17 protein-coding genes and 1 other RNA gene are annotated in these 15,449 nt (G+C 68.6%); 5 read left to right on the top strand and 13 right to left on the bottom strand.

The window, feature by feature from the left end; all coding sequences use genetic code 11:
* On the top strand, window positions 1-303 hold a 303-nt coding region (locus tag VNN10_13375), incomplete at its 5' end, for a hypothetical protein (protein ID HXH23012.1).
* 188 nt (window positions 304-491) lie between these two features.
* Here the strand turns inward: VNN10_13375 and VNN10_13380 are convergent.
* Entirely contained in the window at window positions 492-800 is a 309-nt protein-coding gene (locus tag VNN10_13380; GenBank protein ID HXH23013.1) for a hypothetical protein, read from the bottom strand.
* A gap of 241 nt (window positions 801-1,041) precedes the next feature.
* Here VNN10_13380 and VNN10_13385 point away from each other — a divergent pair, with 241 nt between their 5' ends.
* The 3 genes from VNN10_13385 to VNN10_13395 all read left to right on the top strand — a co-directional run bounded on the left by VNN10_13385 (window position 1,042) and on the right by VNN10_13395 (window position 4,461).
* The gene (locus VNN10_13385; protein ID HXH23014.1) at window positions 1,042-1,785 is read left to right on the top strand and encodes a hypothetical protein; all 744 of its coding nucleotides are present in this window, start codon (window positions 1,042-1,044) and stop codon (window positions 1,783-1,785) included.
* Window positions 1,778-3,481: a dihydroxy-acid dehydratase gene (gene ilvD, locus VNN10_13390; GenBank protein HXH23015.1), complete on the top strand. Its 1,704-nt coding sequence runs from the start codon at window positions 1,778-1,780 to the stop codon at window positions 3,479-3,481. Before VNN10_13385 ends, ilvD begins: the two co-directional genes overlap by 8 nt.
* A 158-nt stretch (window positions 3,482-3,639) precedes the next feature.
* Window positions 3,640-4,461, top strand: a complete 822-nt coding sequence (locus VNN10_13395) for an alpha/beta hydrolase (protein ID HXH23016.1) — start codon at window positions 3,640-3,642, stop codon at window positions 4,459-4,461.
* A gap of 20 nt (window positions 4,462-4,481) precedes the next feature.
* Here VNN10_13395 and VNN10_13400 read toward each other — a convergent pair whose 3' ends face one another.
* The 9 genes from VNN10_13400 to ffs form a co-directional block, all read right to left on the bottom strand.
* Entirely contained in the window at window positions 4,482-5,693 is a 1,212-nt protein-coding gene (locus VNN10_13400; protein HXH23017.1) for an adenylate/guanylate cyclase domain-containing protein, read from the bottom strand.
* Window positions 5,694-5,791: 98 nt separating this feature from the next.
* Entirely contained in the window at window positions 5,792-6,658 is an 867-nt protein-coding gene (locus tag VNN10_13405; protein HXH23018.1) for a DUF1932 domain-containing protein, read from the bottom strand.
* A gap of 56 nt (window positions 6,659-6,714) precedes the next feature.
* On the bottom strand, window positions 6,715-7,449 hold the full coding sequence (locus VNN10_13410) for a 2-phosphosulfolactate phosphatase (protein HXH23019.1): 735 nt from the start codon (window positions 7,447-7,449) through the stop codon (window positions 6,715-6,717).
* Window positions 7,450-7,469: 20 nt separating this feature from the next.
* Complete coding sequence (locus VNN10_13415) at window positions 7,470-8,171, bottom strand: PHP domain-containing protein (GenBank protein ID HXH23020.1); 702 nt, start codon at window positions 8,169-8,171, stop codon at window positions 7,470-7,472.
* Between the two features lie 121 nt (window positions 8,172-8,292).
* On the bottom strand, window positions 8,293-8,721 hold the full coding sequence (locus VNN10_13420; GenBank protein ID HXH23021.1) for a hypothetical protein: 429 nt from the start codon (window positions 8,719-8,721) through the stop codon (window positions 8,293-8,295).
* On the bottom strand, window positions 8,722-9,615 hold the full coding sequence (gene ispE, locus VNN10_13425) for a 4-(cytidine 5'-diphospho)-2-C-methyl-D-erythritol kinase (GenBank protein HXH23022.1): 894 nt from the start codon (window positions 9,613-9,615) through the stop codon (window positions 8,722-8,724).
* Window positions 9,599-10,459, bottom strand: a complete 861-nt coding sequence (gene rsmA, locus VNN10_13430) for a 16S rRNA (adenine(1518)-N(6)/adenine(1519)-N(6))-dimethyltransferase RsmA (protein HXH23023.1) — start codon at window positions 10,457-10,459, stop codon at window positions 9,599-9,601. Before rsmA ends, ispE begins: the two co-directional genes overlap by 17 nt.
* A complete protein-coding gene (locus VNN10_13435) occupies window positions 10,416-11,756 on the bottom strand; it encodes a ubiquitin-like domain-containing protein (GenBank protein ID HXH23024.1) in 1,341 nt (446 codons plus the stop codon). The genes rsmA and VNN10_13435 overlap by 44 nt, the downstream gene beginning before the upstream one ends.
* Window positions 11,757-11,958: 202 nt before the next feature.
* Window positions 11,959-12,220, bottom strand: an RNA gene (gene ffs / locus VNN10_13440) — signal recognition particle sRNA large type.
* 385 nt (window positions 12,221-12,605) lie between these two features.
* Between ffs and VNN10_13445 the strand changes: the two genes are divergently transcribed.
* A complete protein-coding gene (locus VNN10_13445; protein HXH23025.1) occupies window positions 12,606-13,334 on the top strand; it encodes a hypothetical protein in 729 nt (242 codons plus the stop codon).
* A 105-nt stretch (window positions 13,335-13,439) separates the two neighbouring features.
* Here VNN10_13445 and VNN10_13450 read toward each other — a convergent pair whose 3' ends face one another.
* From VNN10_13450 to VNN10_13460, 3 genes are read right to left on the bottom strand one after another with little or no spacing between them, the layout of a single operon-like run.
* Window positions 13,440-14,429, bottom strand: coding sequence for a D-glycerate dehydrogenase (locus VNN10_13450; GenBank protein HXH23026.1), 990 nt, complete (start codon window positions 14,427-14,429; stop codon window positions 13,440-13,442).
* Window positions 14,430-14,433: 4 nt separating this feature from the next.
* Complete coding sequence (locus VNN10_13455; protein ID HXH23027.1) at window positions 14,434-14,844, bottom strand: DUF6220 domain-containing protein; 411 nt, start codon at window positions 14,842-14,844, stop codon at window positions 14,434-14,436.
* Between the two features lie 38 nt (window positions 14,845-14,882).
* Window positions 14,883-15,422, bottom strand: coding sequence for a DinB family protein (locus tag VNN10_13460; protein ID HXH23028.1), 540 nt, complete (start codon window positions 15,420-15,422; stop codon window positions 14,883-14,885).
* Window positions 15,423-15,449 lie beyond the last annotated feature (27 nt).

The raw sequence follows: 15,449 nt of genomic DNA on the forward strand, positions 1-15,449 counted from the left end.
CGAAAGGGGCCACGGGGCGGCGGCCGCGAAGCCCCCGCCATCGTCCGTCACGTCCTCGAAAGCGAGGCCGGCTACCTCTCCGCCCTCGGCCGGAGCTTCAGGCCCGGCGACCCCGCCGGCCCGGCCGCCGAAGCCCTCCGACTGCGCGATGCCGTCCGCGAAGGCCTCGCCGCCGCCGCCCGCGGCGAAATCCCGCCCGTCGGCCCCCGCGGCGGACGGCGCTGGTCGCCGCGCTACTTCGTCCGCCGCGCCGCCTGGCACCTCCTGGACCACGCCTGGGAGATCGAAGACCGCCTCGCCTGAGCCCCGTCGTCTCCGGCCCGGAGTGCGGCGGCAGCGCGCCCTCCGCGCATCCATCCAGGCCGTCAGGCGCTGTCTACCCTCTCGAGCACTCGACCGGCGCAGTCTGCCAACGTCTCTTCTGCTGGTCCGGATGAATACTCGCCGGTCACCATCGCGCCCTCGCGGCCGCGTCCCGGCAGACGGCTCCCCTACCTCCTCCGCCTCGCCTCCGTCATCGCCCTCACCTTCGCATTCACCAACTCCATCGCCTGCTCTATCCCCAACTGCGGCTCGCGCACCTCGGACTCACCGTAGAAACGGACGCCGCTCACGTCCGCGTCCTTGAATTGCGCCAGCACGCGCCCGTCCTCCCCCAGCACCACCAGCCACCTCTCCTTCGCCCGCCTCACCTTTCCGTACCGCAGCGCCTCCACCTCCCTCACCGCCCACTCGACGCTCACGGCCCGGAAAAACTCGCACGCCTCCCTCTTGCCTCGCAGGTACACGTCCACTCCCATGCCCGCACCCTACTCCCGCGTCGCCGCACCTGCCACGCCTTCCTGGCACCCGCCGCCCGCCTCCCCTCGCCCACCGAGGCCCAGCGCCTCCTCCACTCCGCCCCGCCGGGGATTGGAGATTCGCGGCCTGGCCCTGGCCCTCGTCCCACGGCCAGGGCCCACCTCCCTGCCACCAGCCCCTTCGCTCTCTGCCTTCCGCCCTCTACCTTCAGAGCACAAGCTCGCCGAAAGGAGGCCCGCCATGCCCAGGGGAGGCAAGCGGCCCGGCGCCGGCGCGCCCGCCGGCAACACCAACGCCCTCAAACAGGGCGCCTACTCCCGGCGAATACGCAGGGCAACCCTCCTGCTCCTCATCCTCCCCGAAGTGCAGGACCTCCTGCGAGCCATCCTCCGCGCCCGCGCCGCGGACTCCGCCGCCCTCTTCCGCGAGTTCGTCGCCGTCGCCCGCTACGCCGCCTCCCAGGACCCGAAAATCGAAGAATCAATCAGACAAGTCATCCGCAAGAGAGTCCTCAACGCCTCGCCCGCCCTTCAAACTTTGTTGCAGCGCTACCTGGATCGCGAAAAAACAATCCTTCAATCGAACGAAAGCCTGGTCCAGGAGATCTTCCCCCGCAGCTTCCCGCCGCCGCGTCCCGTAGACCCCGCCCTCGTCCCCCTCTTCGAGAACTGGGACGGCGGCCATTGCCCCCTCATCGAATGCTGCCTGCTGCTCGACAAGCCCTGCGAATTCACTCGCCCCTGGCTCGAGCCTCACCCCTTCTGGCGCGTCAGCCGCGGCACGTCCGAGCCCTTCCCGGACAACCCCCGGCCAGCCAGACCCCGGGACCCCTGGGCCACTGCCCGGCGCCCCCGCGGCCGCCCGCCAACCGCTCGGCCAACTCGCGGGTCCGCCAACCGGCAAGCCGGCAAGCCCCTGCTTGCACCCACTTCGTCTCCTGCTACGATTCCCCAAGACACCCAGGAGTCCCCACGCCATGACTGAACTCAGCGCCCCACCGACGCCGGCCCGCCTCGCGGAGCCCCTCCCTTCCCACACCCTCCTCTCCGGGCCGGACCGCGCCGCCGCCCGCGCCATGCTCTACGCCACCGGCCTGTCGGAGGAGGACCTCTCGCGGCCGCTCATCGGCGTCGCCAACACCTGGATCGAGATCGGGCCCTGCAACTACCACCTCCGCCGGCTATCCGCGAAGGTCAAAGAGGGCATCCGCGCCGCCGGCGGCACGCCCCTGGAGTTCAACACCATCGCCATCTCGGACGGCATCAGCATGGGCACGGAGGGCATGAAGGCGTCCCTGATCAGCCGCGAGGTCATCGCCGACAGCATCGAGCTGGTGGTGCGCGGGCATCTCCTCGACGGCGTCGTCGCCCTCTCCGCTTGCGACAAGACCAACCCGGGCACCGTCATGGCCCTCGCCCGCCTCAACCTCCCCAGCCTCGCGCTCTACGGCGGCAGCATCCTGCCCGGTACCTTCGAGGGCCACGACGTCACCATCCAGGACGTCTTCGAGGCCGTCGGCGCCTACGCCGCCGGCCGCATGACCGCCGAGCAGCTGCGCACTCTGGAGATGAACGCCTGCCCCGGCGCCGGCGCCTGCGGCGGCCAATTCACGGCCAACACCATGGCCACCATCATGGAGCTCCTCGGCATCTCCCTCATGGACTCCGGCTCCGTCCCCGCCATGGACCCCCGCAAGGACGAGGTCGCCTTCGAGACGGGCCGGCAGGTCATGGAGCTGCTGCGCCGGGACATCCGCCCGCGTGACGTCATCACCAGGGCCTCGATCGAGAACGCCATCGCCTCGATCGCCGTGACCGGCGGTTCGACGAACGGCGTCCTGCACCTCCTGGCCATCGCCCGCGAGGCCGGCATCGACCTCGACATCGACGACTTCGACCGCATCAGCTCGAAGACGCCCCTCCTGGCCGACCTCAAGCCCGGGGGCCGCTTCGTCGCCCGGGACCTTTACGAGGCCGGGGGCATCCGCCTCGTGGCCAGGCGCCTGCTCGAGGCCGGCATCCTCCACCCGGACTGCATTACCGTCAGCGGCCGCACCATCGGCGAAGAAGCCAGCGAGGCGCGCGAGACGCCGGGCCAGGTGGTCGTGCGCCCCCTGTCGGACCCCCTCAAGCCCACCGGCGGCCTGGTCATCCTCAAAGGCAACCTCGCGCCCGAAGGCTGCGTCGTGAAGGTCGCGGGCGAGGAGCGCACCTACCACCGCGGCCCGGCCCGCGTCTTCGACAGCGAACACGAGGCCATGGAGGCCGTCCAGGCGCTCGCCATCAAGGCCGGCGACGTAGTCGTCATCCGCTACGAGGGTCCCAAAGGCGGCCCCGGCATGCAGGAGATGCTCGGCGTCACCGGCGCGCTCGTCGGCCAGGGCCTCGGCGACCAGGTGGCGCTGCTCACGGACGGCCGCTTCTCGGGCGCCACGCACGGCCTCATGGCCGGCCACGTCGCGCCCGAGGCCGCGGTCGGCGGCCCCATCGCCGCGCTGCGCGACGGCGACACCATAGTGTTCGACATCGAGCGCCGCCGCCTCGACGTCGAACTCGACGACGGCGAGCTGCGGTCGCGGCTCGCCTCCTGGCAGCCGCCGCCGCCTCGCTACAGGACGGGCGTCTTCGCCAAGTACGCCCGCCTGGTCTCCAGCGCGAGCGAGGGCGCGGTCACCGGCTAGCCGGCGGCCCGCCGTGCGTGCGGCGGCGAGCGCAGCGGGCCTCCGTGAGGCCCGCCCGTCAGGTTTGACACTACGCTCCCGCCCGATCCACGATCCCGCCGCACCCCCGGGCGGCCATAGGCAAGCCGCACCCCTGCGCACAGCGAAAGGAGCACGCCATGCCCTGGATCGAAGTCGGAAGCACCGACATCTACTACGTCGAGGACGGCGACCCGAGCGCCCAGCCCCTCGTGTTCCTCCACGGCAACTCCTCTTGCGGCGAGGCCTGGTGGCAGCAGTTCGCCCACTTCCGCGACCGCTTCCACGTCATCGCCTACGACAGCGTGAACCACGGCCATTCCTCGAATTCGCCCCGCGATGAGGTCGAGCCGGACAGGGCGGACGAACTGCAGGCCTTCCTCGAGGCAATGGGCATCCGGCGGCCCGTGCTCGCCGGCAACTCGATGGGCGGCAACACCATCGTCCGCTGGGCAGCGAAGCACCCGGACGAGGCTGCGGCGCTCGTGCCCTCCGGCAGCGGCATCGCGCCGGAACCGCCGGCCGACGGCGCCGGCCTGCGAGAGGCGCGCCCCCTGGACCCTGAGACCTTGTTCCTGCCCATCGGCGACTCGCTTACGGACGGCTTCAAACAGGCCCAACCCCGCATGTACGAGCGCTACCTCCGCATCCGTTCGACGGCCACCCGCCTCGAGGCGATGCGCCACCCGCGACGCCGCGCGACACCGATGCCGCGCGAGGAGCTCATCGCCGCGATGCGTCAGGTGAAGTCGCCGATGCTTTGCGTCGTCGGCGGTCTCGACCGCGCGGTGCCCTCGTCGAAATACCTCAGCACCCTGGTGCCGGGCGCCGAGTACGTCGAGATCGAGGGCGCGCCCCACAACGTCTACTACGAGGCCGCGCGCCAGTACAACGCCGTCCTGGACGACTTCTTCGCGCGCCGCCTGGGCATCGCCCCGAAAGCCGCGGCCGCCGCGCGCTGAGCGCGCGGCGCCAGGCGCCGTCAGTCCTGCCGCGCGGCAGTGGGCGGCCCGCTGCTGAGGGACTCCGCGCGCCAGATCCGGACCGGCTCGCGGATGCCCTTGAGCTTCGCATCCCGGGGCTCATGGAAGCCGAACGGGCCGGCGCCCGCCTCCTGCACGCAGTCCTCCGAGACCAGCACCTCAGAGGGCTCAGCCTGGTCCAGCACCCGGGCGGCTAGGTTCACCGTGTGGCCAAAGTAGTCCCCTCCCCGCGAGACGGCGCGCCCGTAGGCTACCCCCGCCCGCGCGGCAGGCATATCGTCACGCTCCTCCGCTGCCCGCACCACGTAAAGCAGCCCGCTAAGCAGCTCGGTGCAGGACGGCGAAGCGAGCATGAAGCCGTCGCCGAGGCGCTTGACGATGCGCATATCGTGAGCATGCGACGCCTCTCGCACCAACGCCTCCAGGCGCCTCGCATAAGCCAGCGCCTGTCGGTCGCCCTCGTCCTGCGTGATCGCCGTGTAGCCGGTGAGGTCGACGAAGCCGATCGCGGTCATGACCTCTCCTGGCGCGAGACCCTCGGCCAGGGATGCCGTGGCAGCAAGGTCGGTGTCGGTGACAAGCTCGATGGCCTGCAGAAGGTGACGGCGGTGCAGGGGCTGCGGGAACAGGTCCGATGCCCGCAGCATGGCGCGGGTGAGGGGCGCGAGCTGGGCCGCCGCCTTCAGAGGAGAGCCGGTGCCGCCGATCCGCGGCCGCGCGAGGTTGACGTCGTAGCTCATCACCTCGGCGTGGGCGATGAAGCGCATCTGGTTGCCCCAGACCTCGCACAGCTCCAGCGCCATGCCCACCGGCAGGCCCTCGCCAATGGCCTCGCCGAGGGCCTGGAGCAGCGCCGCCTCGGCGTCCGAGAAGACGCTGGGGTCGTCGATGCCCAGGGCATCGCAGATTCGCAGCAGGAGCTGCTCGTCGAGCGCCGAAGCTTCGCTCAACTCCCGAAAGGAGTGCTGGCCTTCCCGGGCGACCTGGAGGAACTCGAAGATGTAGGCCCGCGCCAGCACGTCCTCGTGGTCCGCGGCCTGGAGGATAGCGAGCGGCACGCCGGCGCGCTCCAGCTGCGAAAGCACGTGCGCCCGCGCGACCCAGTCCTCCGTGCGCGGCGTTACGCGTTCGAAGAGGCCCGCATCCAGCCAGCGGCGGACACGCCCTTCCTCCAGGCCGGCGAGCATGGCGATCTTTCCCGGGTCTGGCATCCAACCCCCGATGGTCTAGGCGAACTGCAAGGCGACTCGACATTATCGCCCGCGGGACGCCGCCGGTCAGCGTCAGGATTCACAAAAAGACTGGCGGCTCAAACGCGCAGCGTCTGGAGCATGGCTTCGAGGATGGTGTCGAGGTCAGGATTGTCGTCGCGGGAAGTGAGGGCGCCGAGTTGCGTCGAGCCGACCAGGCGGTAGATGTCGGCGGCGCCTTCGAAGAGGCGTGGGGTGAGGCCTGCTTCGGCGAAAGTGGCGGCGATCTCCTCCATTTCGGCAATCCAGCGGCGCGAGCGACGCGGCATCGATGGGATGCCGCGCATTACCTCGGCGCTGATGCGGCTGCCTTCGAGCTCGCGCATGAGGGCGTCTTGCAGGCCCAGGGCGCGCGCGGCGGCGAGGAGGCCCGTCCAGAGGGCTGTCGTGCCCTTGGTGGAGGCTGCATAGACCATCTTGAGGCCGGACGCCTGCCCCACCTCCGGGCCCACGACGCGCACGTCGAGGCCGTGGTCACGTAGCCCCTCGAGGGCGGATGCGTCCGGCCCGGAGCAGAAGAAGCGGGTCCCGCTTCCCGGCCCGGACGGCGGCCCGCCGATGATGCCGCCATCGATGAAGGCCGAGCCAGCCTCCCGGATTACGGCCTCGATGCGCTTCGCGGTGCCGGGGGAGACGGCGTTGAGGTCGGCGTAAGTCACGCGTGCCCGCGTGCGCTTGAGGCTGCGCGCCACGCGCTCCGCCAGCGACAGCGCCTCCCCGGGCGGGAGGACGGACAGCACGAGGTCTGCTTCCATCACCAGGTCGTCCATGAAGCCAACCTCGCGGATGCCGGACTCCAGGGCGCGAAGGCGAGTGAGGTTGCTGCGACCGTCGAGGCAAGTGATGACGTCGAAGCCAGAGCGTCGGAGGACGGCGCCGATGGCGGCACCCATGTCACCGGGGCTAAGGATCGCGATGGTGGTCATGGCGAGATTGTAGAGGTTGCAGGGGGTTGGAGGTTGAAGGGCAGGCGGGCGGATTGTCAGGCGCAGCGGTAGGCGCCATCTCGCAAGACCGGCACGACATTGCTGACGTCGAGCGCAGCACACCACGGGATGTCATCCGCGTGCTGGAGCTCGACGAGCTCGCGGCCGGAAGCGCAGTCACGCAGGGCCTGGACGAGGCGGTCACGGGCTCCCTCGAAGGCGGCGGCGGCGGCTTCGGCCTCGGGAGAAAGTGCGAGGCCTCCAAGGCGGGAAATGATGGCGCCAGCGCCCAGCAGGTCTTCGAGCGCGGGGCGTATCGAGCCATCGCGCCACAGCTCACCGCAGGCCAATATCCCCAGCGGCCGGCCGGTCGACTCCGTAAGCCAGGTCGCGACGGCAGAAGCGTTTCGCAGGCAGCCGGCTGCGACGGTCGCGCCGGCCTCCGCGGCCAGCAGCGAGCAGGCGGCGCCGTTCGGCGAAGGCAGGACGACGCTGGCGCCGGCGGCGAGGCCCCGCAGGGACTGCGGAGAGAGCGATGGGCCGCCCGACGCACCCCCAAGGATGGCGTATATCGACGCCGCGAATTCCGCCGCGGAGGCGTCCTTCCAGCGGTAAGGGAAGACGGCAACGCCGCCGGCGCAGGCTGTCTCCACGGCCGTCGTGAAGCGCAAGACGTCCACGATGACGACCGCCCGGACATGGGGCGCGAGGCGTTCCACGCCCTGGGGCCCCCAATCGAAGCGGACGTCGAAGCCGTGCTGGGCGGGCCAATCGCCCGAGACGTCCTTCATGCGACCAGAGCCAGCGGCGCTTACGCCTCGAGCGAATCTTCGGTGAACTGCGTCAGGTTGCCCTTGGCGAGGTCATGTGCGGCGTAGATACGGCCGGCGTGTAGTTCCTCCAGCATCTCTTCAGTGCTGGTGAGCTCCTTCTCGAACACGGTGCAGAAGTAGCCGATGCCCGAGGTGGAATGGCAGTCGCTGCCGCCGGTGCCCGGCTTCCCGAGGACCTTCGACACCTTCAGGGCTATGACGTTCTCCCGCGGCGTATTGCAGCCGTTGAGTACCTCGATGCCGTGTACCAGTTCGAAGACCGGCAGGTTCGCCAGCTCTTCGGCGATCATAGGGACGGGCTTCTTTCCCTGTCGCATGAAGTGGACGGGGTCGAACCAGTGACGGAAGGGATGGGCGACGATCAGGAAGCCCCCGACGTCATCGGCGACCTTACGTAGCTCGGTTAGCTTGCGGATGCCCGGCGCGTAGCCCTTCAAGCCGATGGCGAGGATGTGTCCCATGTCCGTGGAGACTTCCATGCCGTTGTTCACGAACAGGGGCGCCTGCGCCTCCTTGAACCGCTCCAGCGTGAACTGGTCCCAGAGACGGTCGTGCTCGGTGATGTTGATGCCGGTCAGGCCGACACGCCTGGCTTCCTCGGCGAGGTCTTCGGGCTTCAGGCTGCTGTCGTAAGCGCCCAGGACGGTATGCATGTGCATGTCGATGATCGTGCCAGGCATAGTCAGTCCCGTTTTCTAGCTATTTCTCGCCCACGGCAACGGCGGGGAATGCCCGCCTGCCCTCCGGAAGTTGGCCAGAGTTCGAGAGTAGGGCTGGGGCCCATGATAGCGCTTTGCGGGCCTAGGAAGAACCGAACTTACTCCAGCCAGCCATATGCGGCATCAACCAGCCGAAGAGCAGCAATACCGCGAGCGCCGCGGCGAGCACCTGCGCGCGGTAACGGGAGAGGAGGGCGAATGCCGGCGCCGCCCCCGCGAGCACCAGGGCCGCCACCAGCAGCGTGAAGGCCGCGTTCGGACTGCCGGCGCCCGGCCCTGCCCCGCGCATCACCCAGAGAGCCATCCCCATGACCAGGCCGACGCCAGTGCAGGCCACAACCAGGCCGCCGTGCAGCACCACCACGAAGGCCGCCAGCGGGGAGCCCTCAGGCATGAGGCGCGCGAGCAGGGGGCTGTCTGCACGCCTACGGGCAAGCGTGATCCCGAGCAGGGGGGCGCCAACGAGCGCCACGAGGTAACCGCATACAAAGCCCGCGAAGACCTCCGCCACTCACGTCTCCTTGACCGCGAGAGCGGCTTCCTTCGGCAGAAAGGAGTGCTGGCGCACCTCTATGCCCAGGTACTCCATGAGTGCGGCCTCACGAGGAGGTAGCTCCTCGCGTGGACGCAGGGCAAAGAAGGCCGGCCCGCTGCCGGCGAAATGCACCTCGAAGCCGGCGCGGTTGCAGGCGTCCATTGCCACGGCGACGCTTTCGCCGAAGCGCCAGGCGTAGCGGTCGAAGACGTTTCGGCCATCAAGCAGCGCCTCGCCTCGGACCGCAATGTCGTCGGCCATGCCGCGAGTGGCCGTCCCGGCGGTGTAGTCGCTCTTCTGGATCAACGAGTACATGGTCGCCGTCTTGTTCTCGATGCGCTCCTTCGGCAGGAACAGGGTGACGGCTGCCGCTCGCCCGTCCGTCAGCGGGTCCACGATCTCGCCGCGCCCGCGGCAGAGCGCGGAGCCGCAGTAGATGAAGAAGGGTACGTCCGAACCAAGGCGCGCCGCCGAGCGCGCAAGCGACTTGGCGTCGCGGCCAAGGCCCCAGAGGGCATTGAGGCCGCGCAACACGGCCGCGGCGTCGGAGCTGCCGCCGCCGAGGCCCGCGCCGGCTGGGATCTGCTTGTCGACGACGATGCGTGCCCCACGGGGCGCCTTGAGCCAGCCCGACATGAGGTCCGCCGCCCGGTGCGCCAACTCCTGACGAGGGTCAAAGGGGACATCGGCGGCCCGCTCACCGCGGAACTCTATGCTGATTGAGTCCGCCGCCTCGATGCACACGGTGTCGCACAGGTCGATCGTCTGCATGATGGTCGCGAGCTCGTGGTAGCCGTCGGGACGCCGGCCGATGACCTCCAGCGTCAGGTTGATCTTCGCGGGCGCGCGGAGCTCAAGCCGAGCGGGCATCGAGTTCTCTCATCAGTCGTAGCCACTGCTCGATCGTGATTGTGCTCGGCCGGGCAGCTGGGTCGATCCCCGCAGCCCGCAACGCCGCTTCCACCCTCGCGGCGGGCACCTGCAGTCCGTTCGCCAATGCGTTCCGGACCTGCTTCCGCGGCGAGCTGAAGCCGGCCCTGACCACACGGAAGAACGCCTCCCGCTCACCCGGAGGCACCAGCGGCTGCGGGCGGCGGTCGAGCCGCAAGAGCGAGGACACCACCTTCGGCGGGGGGTAGAAGGCGCCCGGGGGGATGTCAAACAGGCGCCGGCCCGTGGCGTAGACCTGCACCGAGATGGCGAGGAGGCCGGTCTGGGCCTTTGGCGCCAGCATGGACAGCGCCACCTCTCTCTGGAGCATCACCACCATCCGTCCAGGGGGCGCCGTCGACTCGAGCAGGTGGCGCACGATCGCCGTCCCCACGTTGTACGGCAGGTTTCCGACAACGACGTAAGGCTTTCCGCCCGTCAGGCTATTCATGTCGAGTTTCAGGGCGTCCGCATGCACCACGACGACGTTCGGCACGGAGGCGAAGCGCTCCCGCAGGCGGGCGCAGAGCTGGGCGTCGACTTCCACCGCGAAGACGCGGCGCGCCCGCGCCGCCAGCTCCGACGTCAGGTCGCCCGGCCCCGCGCCAATTTCGACGACAGTGTCCGCCGGAGTTAGCTCTGCCGCGTCGGCGATCTTGCGAATGATGTTGCGGTCTGTCAGGAAGTGCTGCCCGAGGGATTTTCGGGGCGGAGGCAGCCGCCGCGCTCCCTCGCCTGGCTCAGGGTGCGAGGATGAAGACGTCGATCCAGCCGGTCGGGCCATCGGGCGTGACTCCATCCGGGTATCCCAGGTCGATCATATTTCCGATCACGCCACCGCCGGTGTCGCCGGCTATCGCGAACCCGTAGCCGGGGACATACAGGCGCGTGCCCAGCGGTATGAAGTTGGGGTCCACGGCCACGATGCCGCGGGTGACGGGGACGCCCGAGGCGGTGATCCCGTAGTAGGGGTCCGTGGGCGCGCGACCCGAACTTGCGGCGTTATACCAGGTGGCGTACATGCGCTCCACCCTGATGACCTGGAGGTTGTCGGGCCGGACGCCCGTCGCGCGTACGCTGGACTCGGCGTAGTAGATGACGGTGTTGATGGGCTCGGGGTCGAGCCTCTCGGCGATCAGCTTCTTCTCGGTCTCCACGCCGTCCTCGATGACGATCCGGTACTCCCGCACGCGGACTCCGTCCCGCCCCTGGACGATGCGGGTCTGCATGCCCTGAAGGTTCTCGTCCGGCCGGAACACCGTCCGGCGGGGCACGTCCTCGCGCTCAATCAGCGTCCGCCCCACAACTCGCACGAGCCGGGCGACCATCCCGTTCCTCACCTCGGTATCGACACCCGGCTCGACGCGGTCCTCCGGGCCGAGACTGAGGCCAGCTTCGGCGAGCGCGTCCTTGAGCAGCTTCTGGTGCGTGTAGACAACGCGGCTGCTCTCTCCTGTGCGGATCGTGACGGCGTAGGCGTGCTTGACGCGCACCTCCTGGCCGGCCACGAGCGGCGAAGTCAGGGCTGGGAATACCTCGTCAGCCGGACCAAGGCGTATGCCGGCGTCGCGGAGGGCCATCGCCACCGTCGGCCGGGCTGATTTGAAGTTGATCACCTGACCGTCCTCGACGATGGTGAAGGGCACGGCCCGGCTGATCACGAGGTCGATGCTCTCGGGCGCTGATGCAGGCTTTAGGCCGGCGAGAGTGGCATTCGGGAGGGCCGCGAGGGGTCCCGGGAAGAGGGACTGGTGGTCGCTGACCTCGACGCCGTTGAAGGTGATGCCGTCGTACGGGCTTACATCCACGCCCAATTCGGTCAGCAGGTCCTTGACGGTCTGCGCCCGCGTCCGCCAGGTCAGTACGCGGCCGTCAACCTCCACTGTCACGGGGATCGCGCGCTCCACGCGCAACACACCGGCGTCGCGCACGACGACGTCATTTGCTGCGCGCGAAACGCCGGCGAGCTTCAGGAGCGAGTCGAGGTCGGTAGTGCGGCTGACTACGACCTTCTGCGAGCCGTCCGCTTCGACCGCGACCTTCCTGGGGGGGAACACCAGGAACGCGAGGACGGCGGCCACGGCGAGACAAACGAAGAAGGCGAAGCGCAGCCGTGCGCGGGGACTGCGAAAGGCGCCCGGGGAAGGTCTGGGAAGGTGGCGTCCCCTCCTTAGCGGAGCCTGGTCGGGGCGCCCTCCCGGTGAAGGACCCTCCAGCGAGTGGGGCAAGCGCCCTCCTCCTTGAGGTAGGCCTTCCCCCGAGGGGAAGGGACGGACAAATAGGCCGTGCACCCGCTGTCGATCCGGACCCGGGCTTGCCTCCGTCCGCTAACTCAGGCCAGGTTCTCCTGCGGCACCCGAAGGAATCTACTTACCGCTGCTTCCTTCCGGACCTGACGGGGTTCGTAGCCCCTCGCCGCGCAGGGCCAAGCCCTCAACGCCGCGCAACCTCAGCAGTCCCCAGATGCCTAGACCTCGAGCGGGAATTCGACCCCGCTATAGCGGGTTGCGGGTACAGGGCACCGCTAGCTCCCCGTCTAGCACGACCAAGTGGCATCCTAACGACCACCTGCGCGGCGCGTCAAGGAAGAGGCGTTACGGAGCCGTTACAAGGCGCGCGCCGGATAGGGACTGTTTCTGCGTTGCTGCCGGGACACCCCAGACTCTCCCGGGCCGGGACCGGAGCTAGCTGCGGCATGCAGCCACTCAGGAAGCAGGGTAACTTGTAGGATGGACTCGACGTTGTGATCGGCTCTTGCCCTAACGGTGAATAGGCCAAATGGCCCGTTTGTGAAATGATGTACAGTCTCCCACCGCGGTGCATTCGGACGGTAAGAATGAGGCCAAACGTGACGTGGCAGCAAGCGGCCGGCACTCTACGCTGACATCGGACACAAAGGCAAGACTGCCTGCTAGAAGAAGGAGAGGGAGATGCAACGCAGGACACTAGACATCATCATCAGCACGGGAGGCCTGGGCCTCGTCGTCTTGCTCCTGATCGGAGCGGCGATCCTGAGGAACGAGGGCAACTTCGCCCGCAATTACGTCAAGGACCAGCTCGCCGAGCAGAAAATCACTTTCACCGCCGCCGAAAAGCTGACCGCCGAAGACAAGGCCTTCACCGAAGCGCGCAGCGGCTGCGTAATCAAGTACGCCGGCCAGCCCCTTGACAGCGGCAAGAAAGCGGAATGCTTCGCGAATGAGTACCTTGGCTCGCACCTGTCCCGGATGCCCGCCGGCGCCTACCCCTTGACGCTCGCGGTGGCCGGGCCCGCTCTTGGGAAGACCCCAAACCCCGACAACACCATCTACCCGCTGACCTACGCCGAGCTCGGGACGGCTCAGACCGAGCTGAGGGCGAAGATCACGGAGGCGCGGAATGCGGGTGACACTGAACGGGCCGCGGCGCTTCAGAAGGAGCTCGACAGCCTGACCACCGCCCGCGAGACGGTCTTCAAGGGTGAGATGCTTCGCGGCGCGCTACTGACGACCTACGGGTTCAGCACGCTGGGCGAGCGCGCCCTGCTGGCCTCCAACGTGGCGTTGGTCGCTGCTGGCATCCTCGCGGTCCTGTCTGTCGCCGGCTACGTGCACGCCTTCGTCACCCCGAAGACAAAGGCCTTCGCGCCCGTCCCCGGCCTGACCGGACAGGCAGCCTAAGTCGACCGGCGAACCAACCGAGAATCGAGGCTCCGGACATCCGGGGCCTCGATTCCTTTAATGAAGCGCCGGGGCCCGCGTTCGATCGGGCCCGGCGCTTCTGCTTCAGCTCCGCGCGCTGCCGAGCACTTCCGGATTCACGCAGTGCGACGGCCGCCCGCCGCTAAAGAAGGCGATCAGGTTCTCGACCGCGAGGTCAGCCATCTTCGTGCGCGTATCGACGGTCGCGCTCCCCACGTGCGGCGTGATAATCACGTTCGGGAGGTCCAAGAGGGGGTCACCCGCGGGCAGGGGCTCCACAGCGGTGACGTCCAGCCCGGCACCCGCTATGCCGCCCGCGCGCAACGCCCGGACAAGGGCCTGTTGGTCGACGACCCCACCCCGCGAAGTGTTCACGAGGTACGCGGTCGGCTTCATCAGCGCTAACTCGCGCTCACCAATGAGCTCGCGGGTACCCGCGTTCAGCGAAACATGGAGGCTGACGAAGTCCGATTGTCGCAGCAGTTCATCGAGGCTGCACCATTTGACCCCAAGCTCCCGCTCGGCTTCCGGCTTCGGCGCCCTGGCGGTGTAGAGCATGCGCATGCCGAAGCCGGCCGCCCGCCGCGCGACGGCGAGGCCGATGGCCCCGAGTCCTACGATGCCAAGGGTGGCGCCGTGTACATCGCGCCCCAGGAGGAACGAAGGGTGCCACGGCCCCCAGCCGCCCTCGCGCACCAGGCGGTCGCCTTCCACCACCCTCCTGGCGACGGCGAGGATAAGCGCGAAGGCGAGGTCGGCTGTCGTGTCCGTGAGCACTCCCGGGGTGTTGGTAACGAGGACGCCGCGACGCGTGCACGCCTCCACGTCGATGTTGTCGAAGCCAACCGCCATGTTGCTGACAATGCGTACGCGAGGCGCTGCCTCCAGCAGGGCGCCGTCGACCCGCTCGGTTAGCATCGTGAGGAGGCCGTCGCAGGCGGCGGCGGCGCCGAAGAGCGCGCCGGCGGGCGGCGGCTCCCGCTGGTTCCAGAGGTCGACTCGCAGGCCCGCCGCCCGAAGGCGGGCGATGCCCTCACCGGGGATCTCGCGCGAGACGAAGACGCGTGGTGGCATCAGGTCAGGCGACCGGCTCTGCCCCCCATGTAGCCTCGCCTCGGACGAGCCGCAGCGAGCGCTGAGCCAGGTGGTGCGCCAGGGCAAAAGCGACGATCGCCAGAGTGGGATGGACGGCGTTGATCCACTTGCTCAGGTCATCGTCCTCGGGGTCAAGGAAGATCGGTTGGACGACGATGATGGCGAAAAGAAGGACCGAGAGACCGATGAAGGTCCAGCGCATCTTGCCGACGATGGAAGCGACGATAATGAGCAATGGGATCAGGTGCATCGCGAAGAAGCCAAAGTCCCTGTGTGGGTCGAGGTCGTCGCCGAAGTTCCCGAAGATGCCCACGCCGGCCAGGAATACCTGGAGCACAACGCCGAGCAGAAATATGTAGGTCAGCCCTACGTAAGCCTGGCGCGCTGCCTTCACTGAGACCTCCCTGAAACTAGCCCGCCCCGCGGGTTCTGCTAGCTGCGCCGGCGCTGGTCTGGCTCCGCCATGCCCTCGGCCCAGCGCGGCCTGTATTCCGGCTCGCGGCCGGATATCTGGTCGATGTGCATCCGATCGTGCCGGTAGTAGGAACGCAGCCACTGCATCACAGTGAGGCTACCGAACAGGCGGTTGTGTCCGCGCCGCTCGTATTGCTCGGGCGTGATGGCGCGCATCATGGCGAGAGTCTTCTCACGCTGCGCCCGTAGCTCTGCGACGAGGTCGGCGATGCTGTGCTTGTTAGCGTCCTCGAGAGAGATGGCGGGCCGCTCCGGCCTTGCCTGCGAGACGTCGGGGTCCTCTTCCCGTAGTGACAACTCCACCCACGCCCGGTAGGCCGTCTCCATTGATGCGAGATGGGCGAGCTGCTCTTTGGCCGTCCACTGCGCCTCGCCCTCCGCGTTCTCGGGCACGAACAACGCCTGCTCTTCCGTCAGGCCCTCGACGAGGTCGAGCAGCTTTGCGCGCTCCCCGGCCATCTTGCTGAAGAGGTCGTCGATCTGTTCCTGCGTCGCCATATCCGGCCTCTATTCCTGAGAAAGGTC

The organism is Dehalococcoidia bacterium (genome assembly GCA_035574915.1).
In the GTDB taxonomy this organism is placed as follows: domain Bacteria; phylum Chloroflexota; class Dehalococcoidia; order DSTF01; family WHTK01; genus DATLYJ01.

Excerpts from the sequence above, each read along its gene's own strand:
- VNN10_13380 (HXH23013.1), bottom strand. The coding sequence starts at position 800 with ATGGGAGTGGACGTGTACCTGCGAGGCAAGAGGGAGGCGTGCGAGTTT.
- VNN10_13385 (HXH23014.1), top strand. The coding sequence starts at position 1,042 with ATGCCCAGGGGAGGCAAGCGGCCCGGCGCCGGCGCGCCCGCCGGCAAC.
- ilvD (HXH23015.1), top strand. The coding sequence starts at position 1,778 with ATGACTGAACTCAGCGCCCCACCGACGCCGGCCCGCCTCGCGGAGCCC.
- VNN10_13395 (HXH23016.1), top strand. The coding sequence starts at position 3,640 with ATGCCCTGGATCGAAGTCGGAAGCACCGACATCTACTACGTCGAGGAC.
- VNN10_13400 (HXH23017.1), bottom strand. The coding sequence starts at position 5,693 with ATGCCAGACCCGGGAAAGATCGCCATGCTCGCCGGCCTGGAGGAAGGG.
- VNN10_13405 (HXH23018.1), bottom strand. The coding sequence starts at position 6,658 with ATGACCACCATCGCGATCCTTAGCCCCGGTGACATGGGTGCCGCCATC.
- VNN10_13410 (HXH23019.1), bottom strand. The coding sequence starts at position 7,449 with ATGAAGGACGTCTCGGGCGATTGGCCCGCCCAGCACGGCTTCGACGTC.
- VNN10_13415 (HXH23020.1), bottom strand. The coding sequence starts at position 8,171 with ATGCCTGGCACGATCATCGACATGCACATGCATACCGTCCTGGGCGCT.
- ispE (HXH23022.1), bottom strand. The coding sequence starts at position 9,615 with ATGCCCGCTCGGCTTGAGCTCCGCGCGCCCGCGAAGATCAACCTGACG.
- rsmA (HXH23023.1), bottom strand. The coding sequence starts at position 10,459 with ATGGCCCGACCGGCTGGATCGACGTCTTCATCCTCGCACCCTGAGCCA.
- VNN10_13445 (HXH23025.1), top strand. The coding sequence starts at position 12,606 with ATGCAACGCAGGACACTAGACATCATCATCAGCACGGGAGGCCTGGGC.
- VNN10_13450 (HXH23026.1), bottom strand. The coding sequence starts at position 14,429 with ATGCCACCACGCGTCTTCGTCTCGCGCGAGATCCCCGGTGAGGGCATC.
- VNN10_13460 (HXH23028.1), bottom strand. The coding sequence starts at position 15,422 with ATGGCGACGCAGGAACAGATCGACGACCTCTTCAGCAAGATGGCCGGG.